Below are 21,377 nucleotides of genomic sequence, written 5' to 3'. Positions count from 1 at the left end.
TCGTCAAGCGCACGGCGCGAAGCGCATCCGTACCGAGGCCAGTGCGGGCGGCAGTTGCGCTGAGCGCCCGCCGTCTTGCTTAGGCAATTCCACGAAGCCGAGGCGGTGGTACAGCGAGCGCACGCGGGTCTCGCTGCACAGCGCATCCAGCACCAGTTGCGGTTCATGACCGTGAGGCCGCTCACCTGGGCCATCGGGTGCAAACCGTTTCATTGCGCCTAGCGAGGCCGAAGCCGGTGCTGCCAGCGCGGCATCACTCAGCCATGACGCAAACAGCGCGCTAAACACTCCGCTACCCCGGCAATCTTCACGGGTCGCGCAATGCGCCAACAGCCATTCGCGCCGCCCGGGCGCGGGCAGTTCGCGTTGCAAAACCAACCCGCGCCGCATCATCGCGGGCGCGCGCCGCAGGCCAAAGCTGCGCAGCAAGCGCCATGCGATCCGCAAGTCATCCACGCCGTGCCACGCGCTGCCTGGATACACCCCCATCAGGCCCACTATTGCGCCATCCGGGTTCAATGCCACGTGATGCCAGCGCCACGAAAAGCGCCCCTGTGCCTGTGCAAACGCGTGGCGTAAAAACGCGTGGCATGCGGCGTCGGGTTCGCCGAGCCAGTAACGAAACTCCCGTGCGCCAGAGGCGAACATCAGCGGTGCGCAAGCGGCGGCGTCTGTGGGCCAGGCAGGGCGAAAGCGCAGCGCGGCCGCGCTATTGAGCGCTGTCATGCGCCGCGCGCCAGCCGCGCCAAAGCGGCAACGGTTTGGCTAATCTGCTGCGGTTCATGCGTGGCGCAGATAAAAAAGCGCAGACGTGCGGCCTTTTCTTCGACAGCGGGATAAAACACCGGCTGCACGTTAATCCCTTCTTCGAACAGCGCATTGGCCCACTGCGCGGCTTTCAGCGAACTGCCCGTGAGCACTGGCACGACGGCATAGCCAGCGCTGGTGCCGGTATCGAGCCCAGCCGCGCGGGCCTCGTGCAAAAACTGCTGGCTGCGCTGACGCAGCGTGACGACGCGCTGTGGCTCCGCCTGCAAGCGCTCCAGCGCCGCCAGCGAAGCCGCTGCCAGCACGGGAGCGAGCCCGACGCTATACAGAAATCCGGGGGCGAGATGACGCAGGATGTCGATCAACGGTTGGCTGCCCGCGATAAACCCGCCGCAGCCCGCAAGTGTTTTGCTCAGCGTGCCCATCCAGATATCGACCGCTGACGCGGGCACTTGCGCCAGCTCGCGCAGGCCACGGCCCGTTGCGCCGAGCACGCCCAGCGAGTGGGCTTCGTCCACCAGCAGAAAGGCCGCGTGGCGTTGCTTGACTTCAACGAAACGCGCCAGATCGGGCAGATCGCCATCCATGCTGTACAGCCCTTCGATCGCAATCAGCACCCGCTGGTATTCGCCGCGCACCCGGTGCAGCAGCGCATCGAGCGCCTGCCAGTCGTTGTGCGCGAAGCTCAAGCGCCGCGCGCCGCTAAGCTGCGCGCCTTGGACGATGCTGTTGTGCGCCAGCGCGTCATGCACGATCAGGTCACCTGGGCCGAATAGCGCGCCGATCACCGTGACGTTCGTCGCATGGCCGCTGACCAGCGTCACGCAATCAGCGGTTTCATAGAACGCGGCCAGCGCCTGTTCGAGTTCGCGCTGCACCGGGCGCTCGCCCGCCACCATCCGGCTGGCGCTGGCCGAGGTGCCGTATTGCTCGAGTGCGGCATGGGCGCGTTCGCACACCAGTGGATCGCTGGCGAGGCCGAGGTAGTTGTAGTTCGCGTAATTCAGATAGGTCTGGCCTGCGATCTGCGTCGTCGCGCCTGCCATGCCTTCATGCACGCGGAAAAATGGCGATTCGACCTGGAACGCCTGGCCCATTTGACGCATCAACGCGACTTGCTGGTACTTCGGCATGGTGTCGAAGCGGCAGCGGGCATCGGGTTCAGTGGCTTGGGGGATGGGTGCGGATGCGGATGCACTGGCCGTAGCGCCGCTGACGCGTTCGAGCTGGCGTTGCAACGCGCGTGCGGCGAAGGCCTGGCGCTGCTCTGCGGTGAATTCCATAAGGTGTCCGATAGGGGGTCGGTGGGTTGCTGGGTAAATAGTTAACTGATTTGCCAAACGGGCCGTCAAGTCAGCAGTCAGCCGCGATGCATGGTGCGGAGCGGCATCAATCATCCTTTGCAGGTTGTGCCCGGGCTGGGCTGGTGCTTACCGCTTGTGCCGCAAACGCAGCCTGAAATAACGCTGGGTGATGGCATCAATCATCCTTTGCGAGTGGTGCCGGGGCTGGGCTGGTGCTCACCGTCTGTGCCGCAAACGCAGCCTGAAATAACGCTGGGTGATGGCATCAATCATCCTTTGCGAGTGGTGCCCGGGCTGGGCTGGTGCTTACCGTTTGTGCTGCTTGCACCGCCTGGGTCAACGCAGGTGCGTCCACATCAAGCGCATGCTGCGCCGCCAGCGCCGCCACCTGCGCCTGGGCCTCACTCGCCTCTCCCACCTGCCCTGGCCCGCTCAGCGCTGCCAGAGCCGTTGAATCCGCTAACCCTTCAGCTATCGCCGCCCCCCGCGCTGATCCTGCGGCGCAGCCAGCAGCGTATCGACCAGCTTCTGCGCCAAAGTCTGCACGCTTGCGCCGCTCGCCAGGCTCAGCACCGAAAGCCGCACGCCGAAGCGGGCTTCCAGCGCCATCCCCAGCTCCATGCCCATCAGCGAATCCATCCCCAGCTCCTGTACCGGCCGGACCGGGTCGATCTTGTCAGGCGGCAGATGCAAGATCCTGGCGATTTCAACACGCAAGGTCTCGCCTGCCAGCGCCAGCGCTGCAGTGCGTGGCAGCGCCCGCAGCCGTTGCGGCAGCGCCGGGCCAGCGCCACTGGCAGGTTCGGCGGCTCGCTGGCGCGGCAGCGTTGTATAACGGCGCGCCTGCGCCGCTGGCATGCCGCGTGCCAGCGCCTGCCAGTCCAGCCGCACCACGGCTTCGCCTGCGCGGCCTTGCAGCAGCACCTGTTCAAGCGCGGCGAGCGCTTCGTCCGAGCTGATCGGCGCGCCGCCAATGCGCGCCTGCAACGCGTCGCGTGTACTGGCATGACGCGCCAGAAAACCAACGTCGCCCAGCGGGCCCCACGCCATATACGTGCCCGCCAGACCGCAAGCGCGCCGCCGTTGCACCAGCGCTTCGAGAAAACTGTTGGCCGCGACGTAACTCGCCTGGCCTGGGTTGCCGAGAAACGTCGTGACGGACGAATAAACCATGAAAAAGTCGAGCGCGCAGGCTCGTGTGGCGCGTTGCAGATTCCACGCTCCGGCTAGTTTGGGCGCGAGCACCGCAGCAAAACGCGCGTCATCCAGGTTGCGCAGCAGACCATCATCCAGCGTCATCGCTGCATGCAGCACGCCCTTGAGCGGCGTGCCGCGCGCCGTGATGGTGGCCACCAGCGCGTCGAGCGCAGCGGCGTCGGTCGCATCACACGCCGCGAGGCTCACCTGCACTCCTTGCTGCTCATTCCAACTGGCCGCTTCGGCGGCCAGCGCGGCGTCGAGCGTGCCCGTGCGGCTCGCCAGTGTGAGATGGCGCGCGCCTCGCGCCACCATCCAGCGCGCAGTGGCAAAGCCCAGGCCGCCTGTGCCGCCAACCAGCAAATACGCCGCGGCTGGATCAAGGCGCAGTTGCTGCAGGCAGGCGTCAGCGCCTTGGGGCATAGGCACACCACGTGGATAGGTCAGGACGATCTTGCCGATCTGGCGGGCCTGTTGCATCGAGCGGAACGCGTCTTCGGCCTGCTGCGCCGCAAAGCTGCGGTACGGCAGCGGATGCAGCACTCCTGCGGCAAACAGCGCCATCACTTCGCCGAACAAACGCGCGGTGAGGGCGGGCTGGGCTTTCATCAGTTGATCGGCGTCGATGCCGAAATAGCTGAGGTTGTGCCGGAATGGACGCAAGCCGATCCGGTTGTTTTCATAGAAATCACGCTTGCCGAGTTCAAGGAAGCGGCCAAATGGACGCAGTGTGTCGATGCTGCGCAGCATCGCCTCACCGGCGAGTGAATTCAGCACGACATCCACGCCTGCGCCGCCCGTGCAGGCGCGAACCTGATCGGCAAACGCCAGGCTGCGCGAATCGAAGACATGATCGGCACCCAGCATCCGGACAAATTCGCGCTTCTCACGGCTGCCTGCGGTGGCGAACACTTCGGCCCCCAGGTGACGCGCCAGTTGGATCGCCGCGATACCGACGCCACCCGCGCCACCGTGTATCAGCACGCGCTCGCCGGGTTGCAGACGGGCCAGTTCGACCAGTGCGTAATACACCGTGAAAAACGCCGTGGGCAGGGTCGCGGCTTCTTCGAAGCTCAGCGCGGCGGGTTTGTGCGTGATCGCGTTGACGCGGGTGCGCACGCGGTTGGCAAACGAGGCTGGGGCAAAGCCGAGCACGGCGTCGCCAACGGCGAAGCCACGCTTGCTGCCAGCGGCAGGGTGAACGCCCGCGCCGACGCGGCTGATGCGTCCAGCCAGCTCCATGCCCAGTGTCGCCCCGGCGAAGCCTTCTTCGACGGCCTCATCAGCGAGCAACCCGAGTGCATACATCACGTCGCGGAAGTTCAGACCGGAGGCGACCGGTTCAATTTCAACCTCATCGTCGGCCAGCGGGCGGCTGGGTGAAACGCGCCATTCGAGATGGCGTAACGAGCCCGGGGCGCGGAAGCCGAGTGCGATGGTGGGAGGTGACGCGTGGTGCGTGGTGGGTTCGGCTGGTTCGGCTGGTTCGGCTGGTTGGGGGGTCTTGGTGGCCTGGATCATGACCGATGCGGTGGCGTCGGCGGTGACCATGCGGGGTACGTAACGGCCAGTTGGGGTCAGCAGGATTTCTTCTTCGGTTGCGGTTGCGGTTGCGGTTGCGGTTGCGGTTGCGGTTGCACCGGTGCTTGCGGCTGCAGAGTTCTGCTGGGCTAGGGCCTGAGCCTGGTCCAGCGCGAGTAGTTCAACGGCGAGTTGGCGTGCTGGGTCAACGCTCTCTGGATCAACGTCGATCAGGCGGCAGCCCAGTTCCGGATGCTCGTTAGCCAACACCCGGCCCAGCCCCCACAACGTCGCCTGGCCAGGCGCGTGAAGCTTGGAGGTTATGTTGGCTGTGCTGGCTGTGTTGGTCATACACATGGCGGGAACAACATCTGCTGTGGCAAATGGTGAGCCGCCTTGTGTCACGAGCCACCATTGCGCAGACGTCTGGCTACTCGCCATCGCAGCATCAGATGAGGCCGCAACCTCCCGTGATCGTGCCAGCGCCCGCACTCGACGTGCCAGCGCCAGCGCCATTTGCTGCTGCGCCTGCAACACCTCCGCCCCGGTGCTCTCCAACGGCAACGCATCTTCCGCCGCGAGAAACACCCATCGTCCAGACGCAACTGACGTGTCCGCTGTAGAAATCGCTAGCTCAGCTAACCCATCCTGCTCATCGTTTTGCGCCAGCGTTACCTGATGCCCCGCCGCTTGCAATTCGACCGCCAGCGCGCCGCGCAATGCATCCGCGCGGGGCTCCAGCGAGACCAAGGTCCAGTGTTGTGCTGATGATGTCTGGGTCTGGGTCTGGGTCTGGGTCTGGGTCTGTGCCTGTGCCTGTGCCTGTGCCTGTGCCTGTGCCTGTGCCTGTGCCTGTGCCTGTGCCTGTGCCGTCTGAGCAGGCTGCTGCGTGATGAGTTGCGGCACATGCTGCGGCACGCGTGCAGCGAACAGCAGCGGCGTTCCTTCCAGATCCAGCCCGTGTTCGATCTCGCGTGTGACTTCGATGAACCCGGCTTGCTCCAGCCAGCGCTGACATTGCAGCGGAGCGTGTCCCGCCTGGACGAACGGTGTGGCACGCGTCTCATCGAGGCTCAACACGATGTCACCGAAGCGGCTCGGGCGGGTTTCAGCGAGCAGTAACAGCGCGCCAGGAGCGAGCCGCTCGCGCAGCGCGCTCAGCACTGCGCCAGGGTCAGTTACGCCCGCCAGCAAATGGCGCGCCACCAGTACGTCGTAAAGCGTCGCACTAGGGCTCGCCTCAATGCTCGGCGGCTGCGCGGCCAGATCGGCGTTGAGCGTGTGCCACGCAGGGTACGTGCTGGCATCGAAGGCGCTCAACTGCACGGATGTGCCTGCCAGCGTACAAGTCGCACGCGTTTCCAGGCCCTCGCACACTGGTGGCTGAGGCACGGTGCTCAGCGGCGAGACAAGTTCCAGCACGTGTAGCGGACGCTGATGCACCCGCGATGCGGCAGCAAGTTGCTGCTCGACACACCCGCGCATTAATTGGCTGGTGTGCGCCCAAGTAGGCGAGGCGCACAGAAAATGCTCCATCAAACCGCTGCTGGCTAGTGGCGCTGATGCAGTGCTTATTGCTGCGGGGTCAGTGGGGTCGCTGGATTCGCTGGATTTGCTGGATTTGCTGGATTTGCTGGATTCGCCACGCAGCACGGCAGGTAATGCCGCGCCGCAATGCGCCAGCAAGGTCAGTTCAGCGACGTGCGCCGGTGAGCGAGCCAGCAAGTCGCGCCAGAGATCCTCAAGCGCGGGAAGACTGGCGCAGGCGGCGGTGTCGCGTTTGAGGCGCGAGCCCTCGCGGCGCGCCAAACCATCTTCGAGCAGCATCGCTTCGAGACGCGCATACAGCGCCGGATGAGCGCCGGAATAGCTGCTGGGTGGGATTTCTGCTTTGGTTTCTGCTTTAGATGTGGCTTCTGCTGTGGCTTCTGCTGTGGCTTCTGCTGTGGCTTCTGCTGTGGCTTCTGCTGTGGCTTCTGCTGTGGCTTCTGCTGTGGTTTGTGCTTTAGCTGTGGCTTCTGCTATGGCTGCAGTTTCCACTGCGGCCGAGGCGTCAACACCACCAGCAGCTTCGCTGGCAGCGCCGGGTTCAAAGACCTGAAGCGCGTCCAGCGCCCGCAACGCATAAGCGCTGGCGAGCACATCCAGCAGCGGCAGCATCTCAGTCAGATGGAGCTGGCGGCGCGCGATATCAGCGTCTGCCGCCGACCCCGCATCCGCTGCATCCACGGTGCCCGCCACATCCACCACATCTACTCGCTGCGCCCGGGCAGCATCAAACAGCGCCCGGGGCGTGGGCAAGCGCCGCGCCTCAGACAAGACATCACGCGGCTGCGCTTCAAGACGCCAGACATAACGCCCGGGCGCGGTGCGCTGCCGGGTGCTGAATTCGACGCGGCGAAAGCGGCAAGCCTCCAGTCGCACTACGACCCGGCCACGCGCGTCCAGCAATTCAAACGAAGCCAGCAGCGAATGCGGGCTACGCCGCTGGACCCGCGCCAGCACATGGCTCACCGCCTGCCCGCTGAGGTAGTCGATGCGGCCGAACTGCACTGGCACAAACGCCGCCGTCTGCCCCGCCACATCAGCCTCTGACCAGCCCGATGCCAGCAACGCGAACAACGGATGAAAACTGCTATCCAGCAACCCTGGATGCAATAAATAACCGGCTCCTTCTGCTCCTTCTACTACCCCTGCTCCCCCCAGCCCCTCAGGCAACACCAGCTCCGCCAGCGCAGTCGCGCCATCCGCCGCGAGATGCACTGCACGCACCCAGCGGAACCCAGGCCCGTAATCCAGCCCAAGCGCAGAAGTCTTCGCGTACAACGTCGCCCCGCTCAGCACGGGCCGTGCCGCCAGCGCATCACGCAAGGCACAGGTGCGTGCGATCTCGGCAGAAGTAAGCGTGGCCAGCGGCGTATCTCCGGCCAGCAGCCGTCCGGTGACGTTCAGTTGCCATGGCTCGTCGCTCATCCGGTCGCGGCTTTCAATCGTGAAGGTGGCGCTGCGCGACTCGACGATCAAACGCAGCAGCTTCGCTGGTGGCGGCGTCAGCACCAGCGGCAAACGGATCTCCAGATTTTCGAGCGCGCCACGGGCCCGGCCGAACAGCGCCCGCGCCGCCGCTAGTGCCATCTCCACATAGCCCGCCCCGGGGAAGGTCACCGCACCATCCACTACGTGATCCGCCAGCAACGGCAACTGGCGTGCATCCAGTTGATTTTCCCAGGCCAGCGCGTGTTCATGCAGGCGGTAGCCCAGCAACGGATGCTCACGACGCCGGTTGACCAGGTTGTACGCCTCTGGGCTGGGCTTGAGCCAGTATGGTTCGTGCTGCCAGGGGTAAGCCGGCAGCGTCACGTCCGCATGCGCGCGCGGCGGCTGCGGCATAAAGCGCGCGAGATCGGCCCGCGCGCCGCAGGCCAGCACCTCGAACAACGCGCGCTGCAACTGCTGCGCGCTGTCGTGATGGCGCTTGAGCGTCGCCAGCACATGGCCTTCGAGCTGGGCCTCCGCCAAACCTTGCCGAATGTAGCTGCGCAAAATCGCATGCGGGCCAATCTCGACAAACAGACGTACCCCGTCAGCAATCAGATGCGCGATCGCCGCGCCAAAACGCACCGGCTCGCGCACGTTGCGCCACCAATAAGCGCCATCTAGCACCTGCTGATCCAGATCGGCCGTCGCCACCGTCGACACGAAACGGCACCGGTGCGGGCCGGGTGGCGGTACGAGCCCGGCGAGACCTTCGCGCACGAGCGGTTCGATGCGGTCCATCTGCGGGCTGTGGAAGGCGTAATCGAGCTCCAGCAACTGGAAAAACACGCCCTGTCCGCGCGCCAGGGCTTCGATCTGCTGCAGCGCCGCCAGCGGCCCCGCCAGCGTGACGGACTGGGCGCTGTTAATGCCTGCGATCTCAACCGTTGCGCTCAAACCAAGCTGCTCCAGCCACGCCCGCGACGCACGCTCACCGAGACCCGCCGCCGCCATCCGCCCCGTGCCGCGCGTCAGCGCCTGAGCCCGGCTACGCACCTGGATCACGCGCACCGCCTGCTCCAGCGTCAGCGCACCGGCGGCCCACGCCGCCGCGACCTCGCCGACGCTATGGCCCACACAGGCGTCGTACAGCACCCCGCGCGCTTCGAGCACCCGTGTCACGCCCACCTGAAGCGCGAACAACAACGGCTGGGCGATTTCAGTTGCTTCGAGCGTGAGCGCGCTCACGCCGGCTTGCAGCATCTCCGTCAGCGACGAGCTGCCATCCGCGCACCAGTACGTGTCGACTTCGGCCAGCGCGGCACGAAACACCGGCTCTTGCGCCAGCAACTGCTGCCCCATCCCGGCCCATTGCGCACCATTGCCGGAAAACACCAGCGCGACGCGGCCCGCTTCATCGAGCGCCTCTCCCTGCGCCAGCGCCTGAGGTGCCGGGGCAGACTGGCCAGCAGCCAACGCCGCGAGCGTGGCTCGCCCTTCAGCGAGGCTCGATGGCGCAAGCAATGCGCGCAGCTCCAGCCACTGCCGCCGATGCGCCGCCGCGGCTGCCAGCGCGTCCCAGTCGACGCCCGCGTCCAGCTGCCGCAGATAGCGCCCGGCCAGCGCCGCCAGCGCGCCTGGCGCGCGGGCCGAGAGCATCAAGGGCAATAAATGCGGTGATGGTGGCGGCGGTGTTGCTGCGCTCGCTTCGGATAAATCAGGTAAGCCAGGCAAGCTGGAGGTAGCTGTGGCTGAACCAGCGGCTGGGGTGCTGGTTGCTTCTGTTGCTTCTGTTGCTTCTGTTGCTGCTGTTGCTGCTGTTGCTGCTGTTGCTGCTGTTGCTGCTGTTGCTGCTGTTGCTGCTGTTGCTGCTGTTGCCGCTGTTGCTGCTGTTGCTGCTGTTGCTGCTGTTGCTGCTGTTGCCGCTGTTGCCGCTGTTGCTGCTGTTGCTGCTGTTGCTGCTGTTGCTGCTGTTGCCGCTGTTGCCGCTGTTGCTGCTGTTGCTGCTGTTGCCGCTGTTGCCGCTGTTGCCGCTGTTGCCGCTGTTGCCGTTGTTGCCGTTGTTGCCGTTGTTGCCGTTGTTGCCGTTGTTGCCGTTGTTGCCGTTGTTGCCGTTGTTGCCGTTGTTGCCGCTGTTGCCGCTGTTGCCGCTGTTGCCGCTGTTGCCGTTGTTGCCATTGGCACTGCCGCTGCCTGATACATCGGCACCGCCCCCCACTGACACATCGCCTGCGGCTTCACCTGACCCTGGCTCGAACCCGGTGCCTCACACAACACCACATGAGCATTCGTGCCGCCAAAGCCAAACGAATTGACGCTCATCACCAGCGGCCCAGCATCCACGCGCTCATCGAGCGGCGTCAGCCGTTGCACCACTTTCAGCCGCCCGCCCGCAAAATCAATCGCCGGATTGGGCGTGTTGAAGTGCAGCGATGCAGGCACCGCCCGATGCTTCAGGCACAGCACCACCTTCAACAAGCCCGCCATGCCCGAGGCGGTTTCAAGATGCCCGAGGTTGGTTTTGACCGACCCCACCAGCAACGGCTGCTCAACGTCGCGCCCGGCGGCGGCAACGTCGATCAGCGCCTGGGCTTCGATCGGGTCGCCCACTGCGGTGCCGGTGCCATGCGCTTCCAGATACGCCAGCGTGCGTGGATCAATGCCAGCCTGGCGGTACACACTGGCCAGCAGCGCGGCCTGGGTCGCCGCGCGCGGCACACTGATGCCGCCAGCCGAATGCCCGTCCGAGTTCACCCCGGAGCCCGCAATCACGGCATGAATCGTGTCGCCATCCGCCAGCGCCCGCTCCAGTGTTTTCAGCAACACCAACGCGCCACCTTCGGCGCGGACATAACCATCGCCCGCCGCATCGAACGCACGGCAGCGGCCAGTGGGCGACAGCATCGACGCCTGGGAGAAACTGACAAAGCCAAACGGATGCAGCAGCAAGTTCACCCCGCCCGCCAGCGCCATCTCCGCTTCGCCCGCGAGGAGTGTCTGGCAAGCCTGATGCAGGGCGACGAGGGAGGACGAGCACGCGGTATCCACCGCCATGCTCGGCCCGCGCAGATCGAACAGATACGACAGGCGATTGGCGACGATGCTCAGCGTGTTGCCAGTGGCGGAATACGGATCAACCGAATTCAGGTCGTCCATGCTGCGGTTGCCGTAGTCCGGGCTCGCCACCCCGGCGTACACCGCGCAAGTGCTTCCCTTGAGCGTGGCCGGTGCCAGCCCTGCATGCTCGAAGGTCTCCCAGGCCAGCTCCAGCAACAGACGCTGCTGCGGGTCCATTTGCTGAGCTTCGCGCGGCGAGATGCCGAAAAACGCCGCATCGAACCCGGCGACGTCATCCAGCACGCCCGCAGCAAAGGTGTAGCTCTTGCCCGGCTCGCGCCGTGTGGGGTGCTGATAGAACTCGGTGCCGAAACGCTCAGCAGGGACTTCCGTCACCGCATCGCGCCCTTCGCACAGCAGGGTCCAAAACTCGTCCGGGTTCATGACCCCGCCGGGAAACCGGCAGGCCATGCCCACAATCGCAATCTGTCTGGTCATGATTTGTGTGTTGTGTCCGCCTGCGGCGCATGGGCTGCCGTAGCGTGGCGGGGTTGGCTGGCTGGGCCGGGTTGGCTGGTGGCGCTGGCATGGCTAACGTCGCTAGCGCCACCGGCATCACTAGCGGCGCTGGTATCGCTGACGTCACCGGCATCACTAACTGCACTGGTATCACTAACGTCACCGGCATCACTAACGGCACCCGCATCACTAACGTCACCGGCATCGCTAACGTCACCCGCATCACTAACGTCACCGGCATCACTAGCGGCGCTGGTATCGCTGACGTCACCGGCATCACTAACTGCACTGGTATCACTAACGTCACCGGCATCACTAACGGCACCCGCATCACTAACGTCACCGGCATCGCTAACGTCACCCGCATCACTAACGTCACTAACATCGCTAGCGTCACTAACATCGCTCAGCGCCTGGCGGAGCACACGGCCCAGCGAATCGGCGGACAACGTCTGGCAAGCACTAAAAGAAGCGCACAAAGAAGTACTGGAAGGCGCGCCAAAATTGCGCCAGATGAAGTACTCGCTCTCCACCGGTTGCACGTCGAAAGCGCCAAAGATACCCGGCAGCGCGGGCACGTGATCTCCATAAAAACACAGCACCGTCTGGCGCGGCCGTGTGCGCAGGTAAGCCACAAGGGTGCCGATCATCGCGTCGGCATGCGCCAGATGACGCAGATAAGCGGTCAACTCATGCCACCCCGGTGCTTCACCGAGCGTATGAAACGCCGCGGCTTCGCCTGGCTCGACGGCTTCGAGATGCAGCGGGCCGTGGTTTTCCATCGTCAGCGCGAAAATCAGCGCAGGTTGGTCAGCCACCGCCCCGAACGCCACGCCTGGCACCGCCTCAGCACCAGGCACCCCAGGCACCCCATCAAGCGCCTCGATGATCGCCTGCGCCACGGCGGCATCAGCCACATAAGGCCCGGCATGCGCCGCCGCCGCAAACGCGCGCAGATCGCTGAAACGCTCGAAGCCAAGCAGCGGCAGCACCCGGTCCCGGCCAAAGAAATCGCCGTAATACGGATGCAACGCCAGTGTGCGATACCCCCCGCGCCGAAACCACGCCGCTAGCGAAGCCCCCGCGCGGCGCACGAACGCATACGGATAAAAACGCGCATAGCCAAGGCGCGACGGTGGCAGGCCGCTCAGCACCGCGAATTCCGTGCGCATCGTATTGGCGCCCCACGCAGGAACCTGCAACGGGCCATAGCTAAATGCTTCGCGCCGCACGGCATCGAACTGCGCCAGCACGGATGGCCGGATCGCGTCACTCAAGCGACGCGGATCAAAGAATGATTCGCTTTGCACCAGAATCACATCCGGCTGAGCCGAGGCCGACGGCGCGCCTGCCGCAAACGGACTAGTGGCGAGCGCCGCGCGCATCGCACGCCACGTAGCAGGCCGCAAGCCATTGAGCAAATACGCTGCGAACACCGCGAAAAAACCACAGCGCTGCTGATCGGCAGCGGGATCAAGCGACAACGGCAAGCGCGCCGCCAGCCCATACGCCACGCCCAGACACAGCCCAGCCGCCAGCGCGACGCCGCCAGTACGGTAGCCACTGCGTGATGGATCGAAGACGAAGAGCAGCGCCAGCAACACCCCGCCCACGCTCGCGGCCAGCACCGTGCGCCCGCTCAGGAATGGCAGATACAAACGGGGATGAGCAAAGAGCTGGCTAAACAAGCTGAGATCGGTAAACACAAACGGCTCGCGCAACGCCGCGTGCTTGGCATTGCTGACCGCGACCATCAGGCCGGTTAGCGCGAGCGTCGCGCCCACGCTAAAGACTGGCCGGGCACTCGCCAGCAGCCAGACCAGCACGATGCAAGACACACCACACGCGTGCAGCGCCAGCGCCGCGAGCGGCCGCCGCCTCCAGGCGGGACGCGGCGCAGCCAGCGCATCGGCTGCGAGGCTCAGCGCAACCGTGAGCAGCAGCAAAAGCAGCAGAGGCAGTAGAGGCAGCAGAAGAGACGGAAGCGGCAAAGCCTGCGCCGCGCATGCGCTACCTGAGCTGAATACGCCGCATCCACCCGCGCCCCCCAGCGGCAATACGCCAGAGGAAGCCGCGAGCGGCGTGGCGGCTATCGTGCTCACCGTGCTCATCTTGCCTTCCGTTGCGGCTGCGGGGACATTCAGCGCCTCTTCTGGCCTGGCCAATACGAACGGGCGAGCAGCGCATCGGCCAGCGTCACAGGCAAGAGCGCCAGCAGACGCATCCCCCACGCGAGCGGCCACGGAAACGCAATTTCCGCGCAGCCTGCTGCCAGCTTGCGGCGGATATGCTGCGCGGCTTTATCGGCTGGCCACAACCAGGGCTTGCTTGCAGGGAAACGCTCGCTCATCGCGGTTTGCACGAAGCCGGGCAAGATCAGCGTCAGGCGCACGCCTTCGCATGCCAGCAACGGCCGCATCGCCTCAGCCCATACGCTGAGTGCCGCCTTGCTCGCGCAATACGCGGGCGATAGCGCCATCCCGCGCAACGCCGCCAGCGAACTCACCAGCGCGATCTGTCCTGCACCGCGCAGGCGCATCCGCCCAGCCAACGGCAAGACCGCATGCAGCGCGCCGGCGAAATTCACTCTGAGCAGCGTCTCGATGCACGCGAGGTCTTCCCAGTCGCCGGGAGCCGCCAGCGTGTGCGCCACCCCGGCGTTGGCGAGCAGGAGATCGACTGGATGCGCGTCATCGAAATGCCAGAGCCAGTTTTGCACCGCCAGTGCATCGCGCACGTCGATACACGCTGTGACGGTGAGCGCCCCACGCGCGCGGCACTGCGCGGCACACGCGTCAAGCCGGACGGCATCGCGCCCCAACAGCCCCAGCACCACACCGGGTGCCGCATACGCCAGCGCCAGCGCGTAGCCAAGGCCCGCGCTGGCACCGGTAATCACAATATGACGCGGCGCGGCATGGCGTGAAGCGGCATCGGTTTTCATAGGAGATCCACCGCGAGACGGCGTGATTCAACGGGTTCCACCGTTTCTGCTGTTTCTGCTGTTTCTGCTGTTTCTGCTGTTTCTGCTGTTTCCACTACTTCTGCTATTTCCACTACTCCCGCTACTTCTGCTACTCCCGCTACTCCCGCTACTTCCACCACAGCCTCGACCACCGCCCCCGCCATCGCACTATCCGCGCGCTGCACATGTTCCAGCCGTTGTACGACCTGTGGCAGCGCCAGCGCAATACCGCTCTGCGTATAGAAGTCGCCATTGATCTGCGTGCGATGCAGCACGTAATCGAGGAAAGCCTGATACAGCGCCATATCCGGCGGCCCCGCGTTGCACCAGAAGTCATCCAGCGCGCCGCGCCAGGTCAGCCCATCAAGGCCATAAATCGCATTGCCCAGCGCCATCAGCGGACGCCGGTGATGCAGCGCCGATAGTCCCACCGTGCTGTTAATCAGCACCACCCCGCGCGCGTTTTCGAGCAAGGTCGGCAAATGGCCCGCGTCAATGAACCGCAGACGCTCCGCCACCCCCAGTTCGCGCGCCACGTTCTGCGCGACGCGGCGATAGTTGATCAGCCCGGTTTCGAGCGGATGGCTCTTCACCAGCAGCAAGCTCTCGCGCGGCGCATGACGAGCGAATGAACCAAGCACGACTCGCAGCGCCTGCCCCATATCAGCAAACGGCGAGTGCGTGAGAATCTGCGCATCGGAATCGAGCTGCAGCGGAAACAGGTAATACGGCTGATGCGTGCCCAGCAGCTCATGCATAACCCGTTGCGCGTGCTGGCGAAAACGCCGTTGCTGCACCACTCGCCACGCCAGCGCCGCATATTCGATCAAGCCATTGCGCGGCCGGTGGGTCTGGTAATGCGGAAAGCGCAGCATGAAGCAGGCATTGGCGGCCCGGTAACGCAGATCATGCAGCGCACGCACCGTCATGCGGTAGCCGGTCGGCTCGCCAGCGCGCGCTGGCGGCAAATGCGCGCGCTGGCGCAGATACCAGGCCGCCTCGCGCGGCAACGACGAGCGCCCGTTCACACCACCATGCTCCAGCGTGATCCAGTGCGAGCGCACATAACCTTCCTCGAATACATGCACCTGCACGCCACGCGCCTGCGCCACCGCATGCATCGGCTGATGCACCGGACGGCAGTCGCCAAACATCAACACGTCCGTAATCTCACCAGCCTCAAGCAACGCGTCATACCAGGCACCCAGGTGCGCGAGCGGGCCACGGTAGTCATGTTGCTCAGCACGCGGCATCGCCCCTGCCACAGCCCGATCGCCGCCGCAAAAGTTGACCCGGCTGACCCGGTGCCCGTGCTCTGCCAGCCGCTGCGCCAGCGCGGAAAAAAACGGAGAAGCCGGACCTTGTAGAAGCAGAAAAGAACGTCTCATGAAGCGGCAGTCATGTTTAAGCTGAAGACAAAACCAGTTGCCTGACTTTGCTCACGGGAAGCAACGAAGTGACTAAGTGACTAAGCAACGAAGTAACGAAGCAACAGCGCAGGCCTCGACTCGAGGCCTGCATTCGATGCCTGAAACACCAGCGGCCGGGCGGATTCGCGCACATGCAGCGCACCCCCCTGGCGGCATCAGTCATCCCATAGCCAGCCGCGTTCGCGTTTGAGTTTTTGCTCGTGCGCTTCGGTGCGGCGTGTTCGCCAGCGCCGCACGAAATTGGCGATGGAGCCCATGCTCCGGCCAAAGAGCCTCAGGCTGGAAGCATCCGAAGCGATCCGTTTAACGGCACGCTGCATCATCGACGGCGAGAAAATCGACGGCTGCAAGTAAAACGCGCTGGATAACGGCTGGGCCACCTGGAACAACTGGGTGTCGTCGCTAATCAGCATGAACACAGCAGGCCAGCGCTCGAGCGCATACAACCCGATCCGCGCCTGGGCCAGCGCATGCACGATGATCTCTGGCTTGAACCCAGTGGCATCCAGCACCACGATGCTGTTCGCGGGAAACGCACTGCACGCGTGCCGCACTTGTTCGATATCCAGCACGCCATCTTCAATCAGATCGCTTTTGATCCACGTGCGAAACGGCACTTCAACCAGCAGCAAAGGGTTTTGTTCAAACGGCGGCTGCGCGACGATCGTGGCCGCGTCAGCCAGAATCGACACCGGCTGATGAACGTGGCTGGCCGCCACATGCTGCGCAAAGCCGATGCTCGCCTGACGCTCACCACGCCAGGTGCTGGCCGGAAAACTAATCATGTGCATGCTATGGCTTCCTGAATGGCGTGGTTCTGAACAACGCGCGGAAGTAAAACAACAAACCGCCCTGCAGATACAACACGTCGCGCCGCCGCCGGTAGAGATGAAGCGCAGAACACCATGTGCCTAGCCACACTTTGAGCGAACGCTTCTGAAAATAATCATCAGGCGAGCGATAAAAAATCTGCCCTTTAGGCCGCAGAACCACGTGGCTCAGCAAAATCTCGTTCTCATCCACCATCGCCTTGACCGGATGCACCCGGTCCACGATAAAGCGATGCAGCGTGTATTCGATCCATGAAAACGGAAACTGGTCGAACACGATCTGCTTGCCAAAATCCTGAATAAATTCGCGCAATGCTTTTTTCTGCACCGGCACTCGCACCCGCGAAAGAATATCGATGGTGGTAAGCAGACGCTGCGCTGAGCGCTCCACGGCCGCTACCGGCACACCAATCTGGATCTCACGCGGAATATATTTTTTGGCGAAGCGGTGCATCATTTCCAGCGCTTTGTCAGCCGGCACCTTGATCGCGGGCTTGCGGCTGATGGGCAACACTTCGGTCCATGAGCGCACCAGTTTTGCCCGGCCGCGCGCGCTTTCGATAAACGAGCCTGTCGCACGCGACAGCAACGGCCGCGAGATCAAAGACTGGGTAATGCCATAAGGATTGACGCGGCTCGGAATGCCGTAGTCAGACGCGCGGAACGCATGTTCCAGATCTTCGAATTCGATCCAGTGCAGATTTTCGTTTTGCGGGCTCAGCAGCCAGACCGACTTTTTGCAGATATACATGCTGCCGGTCGGGTAATTGCTCATGCCATAGCGCAATGCATTCGCGCCATAAAACCCCGCGCTTTCCGTCAGCGCCAGAATGCCCGGCGAAAATGCGCTCAGGCTTTCAACGCCCTCATTGCGCATCACACCGCGTTCGTTTTGCCCCCGCACCCGGTGCGAAATACCGTAATCGGAATAACGGCGCGGCACCAGGTTATAGCGATCATCAAAAAAGACACTTTGCAGCGTGGTCAGCGGATAGCAATCGCCAAAGCGCCGCACGACATCGCCAAAATCAGATGGCAAAAAAACCCGGTCGTGAATGATGCACAAATTAGGATGTTTCGCTTCGAGTGCCAGACGGTTTTTCTTCGCGCAAATCTGAACCGGGGGCGCAGTAATGTCTTCACCCACAATGCGCACCTGGTCCAGATAGGCAAAATTGTCCCCCGGCCGGCCACACAGCAGAATTTCCTTGTGTTCGATATCCAGCTCAAGAATGCGCTTGACCACCGCATTCAATAACGTCGCATCTTCCGGGCCAACGGGAATCCCGAAAGTCCATGAATCAAGACCACTGTCACGCTCAGCCGCAAGCGGCGCAAATTTTCTGAAAACAATGCCCGACGCCGATTGCTCGACTATTTCCAGCCCAAGCCGGAAATAATCACGCAATAAATATGACTCGCTGATCGCATCGTTATAGACAGAAATCAAGCCGCCCTCTTTGAGCGCATGCGCGATATCCCACAAAATCAGCGGCGCCAGCGGCGAATCCGTTTCCAGCCCGTAAGCAATGACATGCGTGCCGGTGATCCACGAAAATCGCTCAGCCGCATGGATTTTTTTAACGGTGCGCTCAGGGTCACGCTTACCAAGCGGGCGAAACGTCACCACTACCGCGCCGTTATCCGCCTGCTGGATAACCTCGTCGGGCAGCAATGGTGCCGTTTTTCGGCTGATCGCGGCATATCCAAGCGCTTTCAGATGCTCCAGCTTGATAATTGGCATTTCAGTTATCTACGAGATATTTATCGTTGAGCGCGCCGGGGGCCTTGACCACCACATTCACGGTGTCGGTCAACGCTTCAAAATCAGTGACATCTCCCGGTGCCAGCACCACGATGTCACCTTCGCCCCATTCTTTACCCATCATGCGAACCCGCCCCGAAATAATCACAGTGATTTCGGTGGCGATTTTATGAAAATGTGCCTCTTCACGCGTGCCAGCGGCATATTTTTTGACCGCCACTTCACATGCTTCAGTCGCCAAAGCCGTAGGCTGAAATCCGCCCACAAACCAGCCTTTGACCATGTCGTCCAGTTTGAATGCTTGCATGACTTTTTCCGTATCTAACTAAATGTGAGCGACAGCATGTTTCAGCTGATTCTCGTTTTTAACCGGCTGGTATTGCGTTTTTTCAATCTGATGCGCACCAATCACGGCCTGGTCGAGAATCAGTTCATTCAGCACCGGCGTCACGTAAAAATCTCCACCTACCTGGACGTCTTTGCGGATCATGTTTTTCGCTGCGGCAACAAAGCGCGCGCCCTTGGCAAACCAGTAAATGCCAGCCGACGCCATCTTGCTGATAGGCCGCTTTTCAGACGCCTCAATTACCCGGCCTGCGGTATCGATCCGGACATAGGAATAACGTGGATGAATCGAATCGAAGGTAATCAGGCCCGCATCCAGTTTTCTGGCACGGAAGGTTTCAAGCACTGCGGCCAGATCAATATCCACCAGCTGATTGACATTGATAATCAGCAATTCTTCATCGTTATCAAATGACGGCGACGCCAGCAATGCGGTGCATACCGCGCCCTTGACACCATCATTCACCGCGACCACGTCCGCCGAAGCACACAGAATATTGACGATGTTGTCCAGATGAAACTGGTTCATTTCAGTGCGGCGCATCGTGATGGTGATTTTTTTCGGCTCAAGCCTGGCGACCGAATTAATCACGTGCTCGATTAATGGCATGCCATCAATTTCAGCCAGTAACAATGGATAGCCGTCTTCCATAGGCTGGGTTTCTTTTACGCCAGCGGCCAAGATCAAAACATTCATGCTGCCTGCCCTTCTTCTGTTTTCTGAATAAATTGAATGATATTGGTGTAATTCGTATCTTCAACTTCTTTCACCACCAGCACATGCGCGCCTGATGCACGCGCGGCCTTGATGCCATTTTCGTTGTCTTCCACGATCACGCACTCATGCGGCTCACAACCCAGCGCCTGCATGGCCTTGATATAAATCTCCGGGCTTGGCTTGCCGTGCTTCACATCTTCATTCGACAACATGGTGTCGAGATAACCGCTCAGACCAGCCTTGTCCATCATCAGCTCGACCGTATTACGAATCGAATTCGACGCGACGGCCAGCTTGTAGCCATTCGCTTTCAGCGTGGCGAGCGTGTATTCGTGGACAAAACGCGGCTTGCACGACGCATGCACCATTTCAATCGTGTATTGCTGCTTCATTTCATTAATGAACGCATGCAGATTGGCGGGCAAATCGTTTTCCAGCGACAGCATTTCCAGCTTTTTCTTGGTCGGCAAGCCGTCATACATTGTCAAATGCTCGAAACGGCTAATTTCATAACCGAATAAACGTAGCGCCCGGTTGAGTGCGTCGTAATGCCATTCCTTGGCTTCGATCAGCACACCATCCATGTCAAAAATTACTGCCTTAATCATCACACCCTCTTCACGCTTCCTGCGTTTTAAAAAAATCCCGGCATTCTTCTGGAAAATCGGTACAAATCATCAAGCCTTCTTCGTTTTTAAGCGAATACAGACTTGACCAGAACTCGGTATGGCATCGGCCATGCAACTCCGGCGATACGATGCACACCCTTAAACCACGCTGCAACAGCGCCCGCACATCGACCGCCGTATACCATTCCGGGCCAAATGAATCGAGCCAGACGCCATCGGCGTTATCAATCCACGCCGGATATTGTTCGACCTCACTCATCCGGGTAAAAACCGGATTACCTGCCTTGATATGCATCTTCATATCCGGCACCGACATATCAAACACAAACCAGTCGATCCCGGTTCCAGAAAACGCATCGCGGATCTGCTCAGCGAGACCATCGGCTTTCACATTAAGTGCCAGCGGCAATTGCTGCTGTTCAAACTGCGCAATCAGATCAGCGCAACTCATTTGTCCGCCTCGTGGTGGATCATGCGAAATAACCAGTTCACCCAGCACATCCCGAATATCGGTTTCAGTGCCGAAGCCAAGATCAACTGAACGGATAAATGCTTCAGGCGTATTTTTTTCCTGAGCCACTTTCCAGTAACCGCGATGCGATAGAACTTTCATTACACGCTCTCCAGCGCCCGGCCGCACACAGGCAGCGACAAAAATAAATCGAGATCGGCAGGAATACCAAGGCCATACATGCCGGCCGCTTCTTCGCCAATGTTGTAAATCCCAATTCGCGCGCCCACCCGGATCATTTCGTTATAAACCGGCGCGACATAATATTCACCGTTTACTTTCAGCTTCTTTTCAATCATTAAATCAGCTGCTTTCAGAAAATCACCGCCTTTACGGAAGTTATAAATTCCGACAGTCGCTTCATTTGAGATCACTTTTTTCTCGACGACATTAGTCACCGTCTGATCCGGTGCCAGCCCGACAAACGACCATTTTGGATCGTTGGCCGTCATGGTCATAATCAAGCCATCACGATGGTCCTGCTCCATCGTTGCCAGATAATCGTCGATATCCATATCCACATACTGATCGCTATTGGCGATCATCAGCGGCTCATGCAGCGTGATAAATTGCCGCGCAGCAAGCACGGTACAAGCCGCACCTTCTGTCAAACCATCAATGCCAACCACTTCGCAACCCGGGGCCCATTGCGCCAGTTTTTCGCGCAAACCGTACTGGTTAATATGCGCCTGCTGGCAAATAAAAATAAACCGGTGCGCACAAGACGGGCGCAGGTTATTAATTACCAGATGAATCATCGGCGTCCCACGGACCGGAATCAGTGGTTTCGGATCAACATAACCTGCTTTGGCAAAACGGCTACCTGCGCCTGCCATTGGAAC

At 61.8% G+C, this 21,377-nt stretch carries 12 protein-coding genes and 2 pseudogenes; all 14 read right to left on the bottom strand.

What is annotated here, in order from left to right; translation table 11 throughout:
- Nucleotides 1-3 precede the first annotated feature (3 nt).
- Nucleotides 4-726: a GNAT family N-acetyltransferase gene (locus GH656_RS03895; RefSeq protein WP_153074673.1), complete on the bottom strand. Its 723-nt coding sequence runs from the start codon at nt 724-726 to the stop codon at nt 4-6.
- Nucleotides 723-2,051 (bottom strand): aminotransferase class I/II-fold pyridoxal phosphate-dependent enzyme, encoded by a 1,329-nt coding sequence (locus tag GH656_RS03890; protein ID WP_153074672.1) that lies wholly within the window; start codon nt 2,049-2,051, stop codon nt 723-725. The genes GH656_RS03895 and GH656_RS03890 overlap by 4 nt, the downstream gene beginning before the upstream one ends.
- A 286-nt stretch (nt 2,052-2,337) precedes the next feature.
- Nucleotides 2,338-2,490: a hypothetical protein gene (locus GH656_RS03885; protein WP_153074671.1), complete on the bottom strand. Its 153-nt coding sequence runs from the start codon at nt 2,488-2,490 to the stop codon at nt 2,338-2,340.
- Nucleotides 2,491-2,543: 53 nt separating this feature from the next.
- A complete protein-coding gene (locus GH656_RS17870; protein ID WP_425495845.1) occupies nt 2,544-11,321 on the bottom strand; it encodes an SDR family NAD(P)-dependent oxidoreductase in 8,778 nt (2,925 codons plus the stop codon).
- A 518-nt stretch (nt 11,322-11,839) separates the two neighbouring features.
- A pseudogene (locus GH656_RS03875) lies at nt 11,840-13,297 on the bottom strand (LTA synthase family protein); the annotation flags it as partial.
- A gap of 185 nt (nt 13,298-13,482) precedes the next feature.
- Nucleotides 13,483-14,286, bottom strand: a complete 804-nt coding sequence (locus GH656_RS03870) for an SDR family NAD(P)-dependent oxidoreductase (RefSeq protein ID WP_153074669.1) — start codon at nt 14,284-14,286, stop codon at nt 13,483-13,485.
- A 203-nt stretch (nt 14,287-14,489) separates the two neighbouring features.
- A pseudogene (locus tag GH656_RS03865) lies at nt 14,490-15,695 on the bottom strand (capsule biosynthesis protein); the annotation flags it as partial.
- A gap of 197 nt (nt 15,696-15,892) precedes the next feature.
- Nucleotides 15,893-16,528: a hypothetical protein gene (locus GH656_RS03860; protein WP_153074668.1), complete on the bottom strand. Its 636-nt coding sequence runs from the start codon at nt 16,526-16,528 to the stop codon at nt 15,893-15,895.
- Nucleotide 16,529: 1 nt separating this feature from the next.
- The gene (locus GH656_RS03855; protein ID WP_153074667.1) at nt 16,530-18,311 is read right to left on the bottom strand and encodes a hypothetical protein; all 1,782 of its coding nucleotides are present in this window, start codon (nt 18,309-18,311) and stop codon (nt 16,530-16,532) included.
- Nucleotide 18,312: 1 nt separating this feature from the next.
- On the bottom strand, nt 18,313-18,639 hold the full coding sequence (locus tag GH656_RS03850; RefSeq protein WP_153074666.1) for a cupin domain-containing protein: 327 nt from the start codon (nt 18,637-18,639) through the stop codon (nt 18,313-18,315).
- An 18-nt stretch (nt 18,640-18,657) separates the two neighbouring features.
- Nucleotides 18,658-19,374: a glycosyltransferase family 2 protein gene (locus tag GH656_RS03845; protein ID WP_153074665.1), complete on the bottom strand. Its 717-nt coding sequence runs from the start codon at nt 19,372-19,374 to the stop codon at nt 18,658-18,660.
- Nucleotides 19,371-20,003 (bottom strand): HAD family hydrolase, encoded by a 633-nt coding sequence (locus GH656_RS03840; RefSeq protein WP_153074664.1) that lies wholly within the window; start codon nt 20,001-20,003, stop codon nt 19,371-19,373. Before GH656_RS03840 ends, GH656_RS03845 begins: the two co-directional genes overlap by 4 nt.
- A 10-nt stretch (nt 20,004-20,013) precedes the next feature.
- Nucleotides 20,014-20,637 (bottom strand): PI-PLC domain-containing protein, encoded by a 624-nt coding sequence (locus GH656_RS03835; protein ID WP_153074663.1) that lies wholly within the window; start codon nt 20,635-20,637, stop codon nt 20,014-20,016.
- A complete protein-coding gene (locus GH656_RS03830) occupies nt 20,637-21,371 on the bottom strand; it encodes a glycosyltransferase family 2 protein (protein ID WP_246184285.1) in 735 nt (244 codons plus the stop codon). Before GH656_RS03830 ends, GH656_RS03835 begins: the two co-directional genes overlap by 1 nt.
- Nucleotides 21,372-21,377: the final 6 nt, after the last annotated feature.

This window comes from Paraburkholderia bonniea (assembly GCF_009455625.1).
Taxonomy (GTDB): Bacteria; Pseudomonadota; Gammaproteobacteria; order Burkholderiales; family Burkholderiaceae; genus Paraburkholderia; species Paraburkholderia bonniea.
This window is presented reverse-complemented; position numbering and strand designations above follow the sequence as displayed.

Bases quoted from the DNA above. Each gene is read 5' to 3' on its own strand.
- GH656_RS03845 (WP_153074665.1), bottom strand. From the start codon at position 19,374: ATGAATGTTTTGATCTTGGCCGCTGGCGTAAAAGAAACCCAGCCTATG.
- GH656_RS03860 (WP_153074668.1), bottom strand. From the start codon at position 16,528: ATGCACATGATTAGTTTTCCGGCCAGCACCTGGCGTGGTGAGCGTCAG.
- GH656_RS03855 (WP_153074667.1), bottom strand. From the start codon at position 18,311: ATGCCAATTATCAAGCTGGAGCATCTGAAAGCGCTTGGATATGCCGCG.
- GH656_RS03850 (WP_153074666.1), bottom strand. From the start codon at position 18,639: ATGCAAGCATTCAAACTGGACGACATGGTCAAAGGCTGGTTTGTGGGC.
- GH656_RS03840 (WP_153074664.1), bottom strand. From the start codon at position 20,003: ATGATTAAGGCAGTAATTTTTGACATGGATGGTGTGCTGATCGAAGCC.
- GH656_RS03830 (WP_246184285.1), bottom strand. From the start codon at position 21,371: ATGGCAGGCGCAGGTAGCCGTTTTGCCAAAGCAGGTTATGTTGATCCG.
- GH656_RS03890 (WP_153074672.1), bottom strand. From the start codon at position 2,051: ATGGAATTCACCGCAGAGCAGCGCCAGGCCTTCGCCGCACGCGCGTTG.
- GH656_RS03835 (WP_153074663.1), bottom strand. From the start codon at position 20,637: ATGAAAGTTCTATCGCATCGCGGTTACTGGAAAGTGGCTCAGGAAAAA.
- GH656_RS17870 (WP_425495845.1), bottom strand. From the start codon at position 11,321: ATGACCAGACAGATTGCGATTGTGGGCATGGCCTGCCGGTTTCCCGGC.
- GH656_RS03895 (WP_153074673.1), bottom strand. From the start codon at position 726: ATGACAGCGCTCAATAGCGCGGCCGCGCTGCGCTTTCGCCCTGCCTGG.
- GH656_RS03870 (WP_153074669.1), bottom strand. From the start codon at position 14,286: ATGAAAACCGATGCCGCTTCACGCCATGCCGCGCCGCGTCATATTGTG.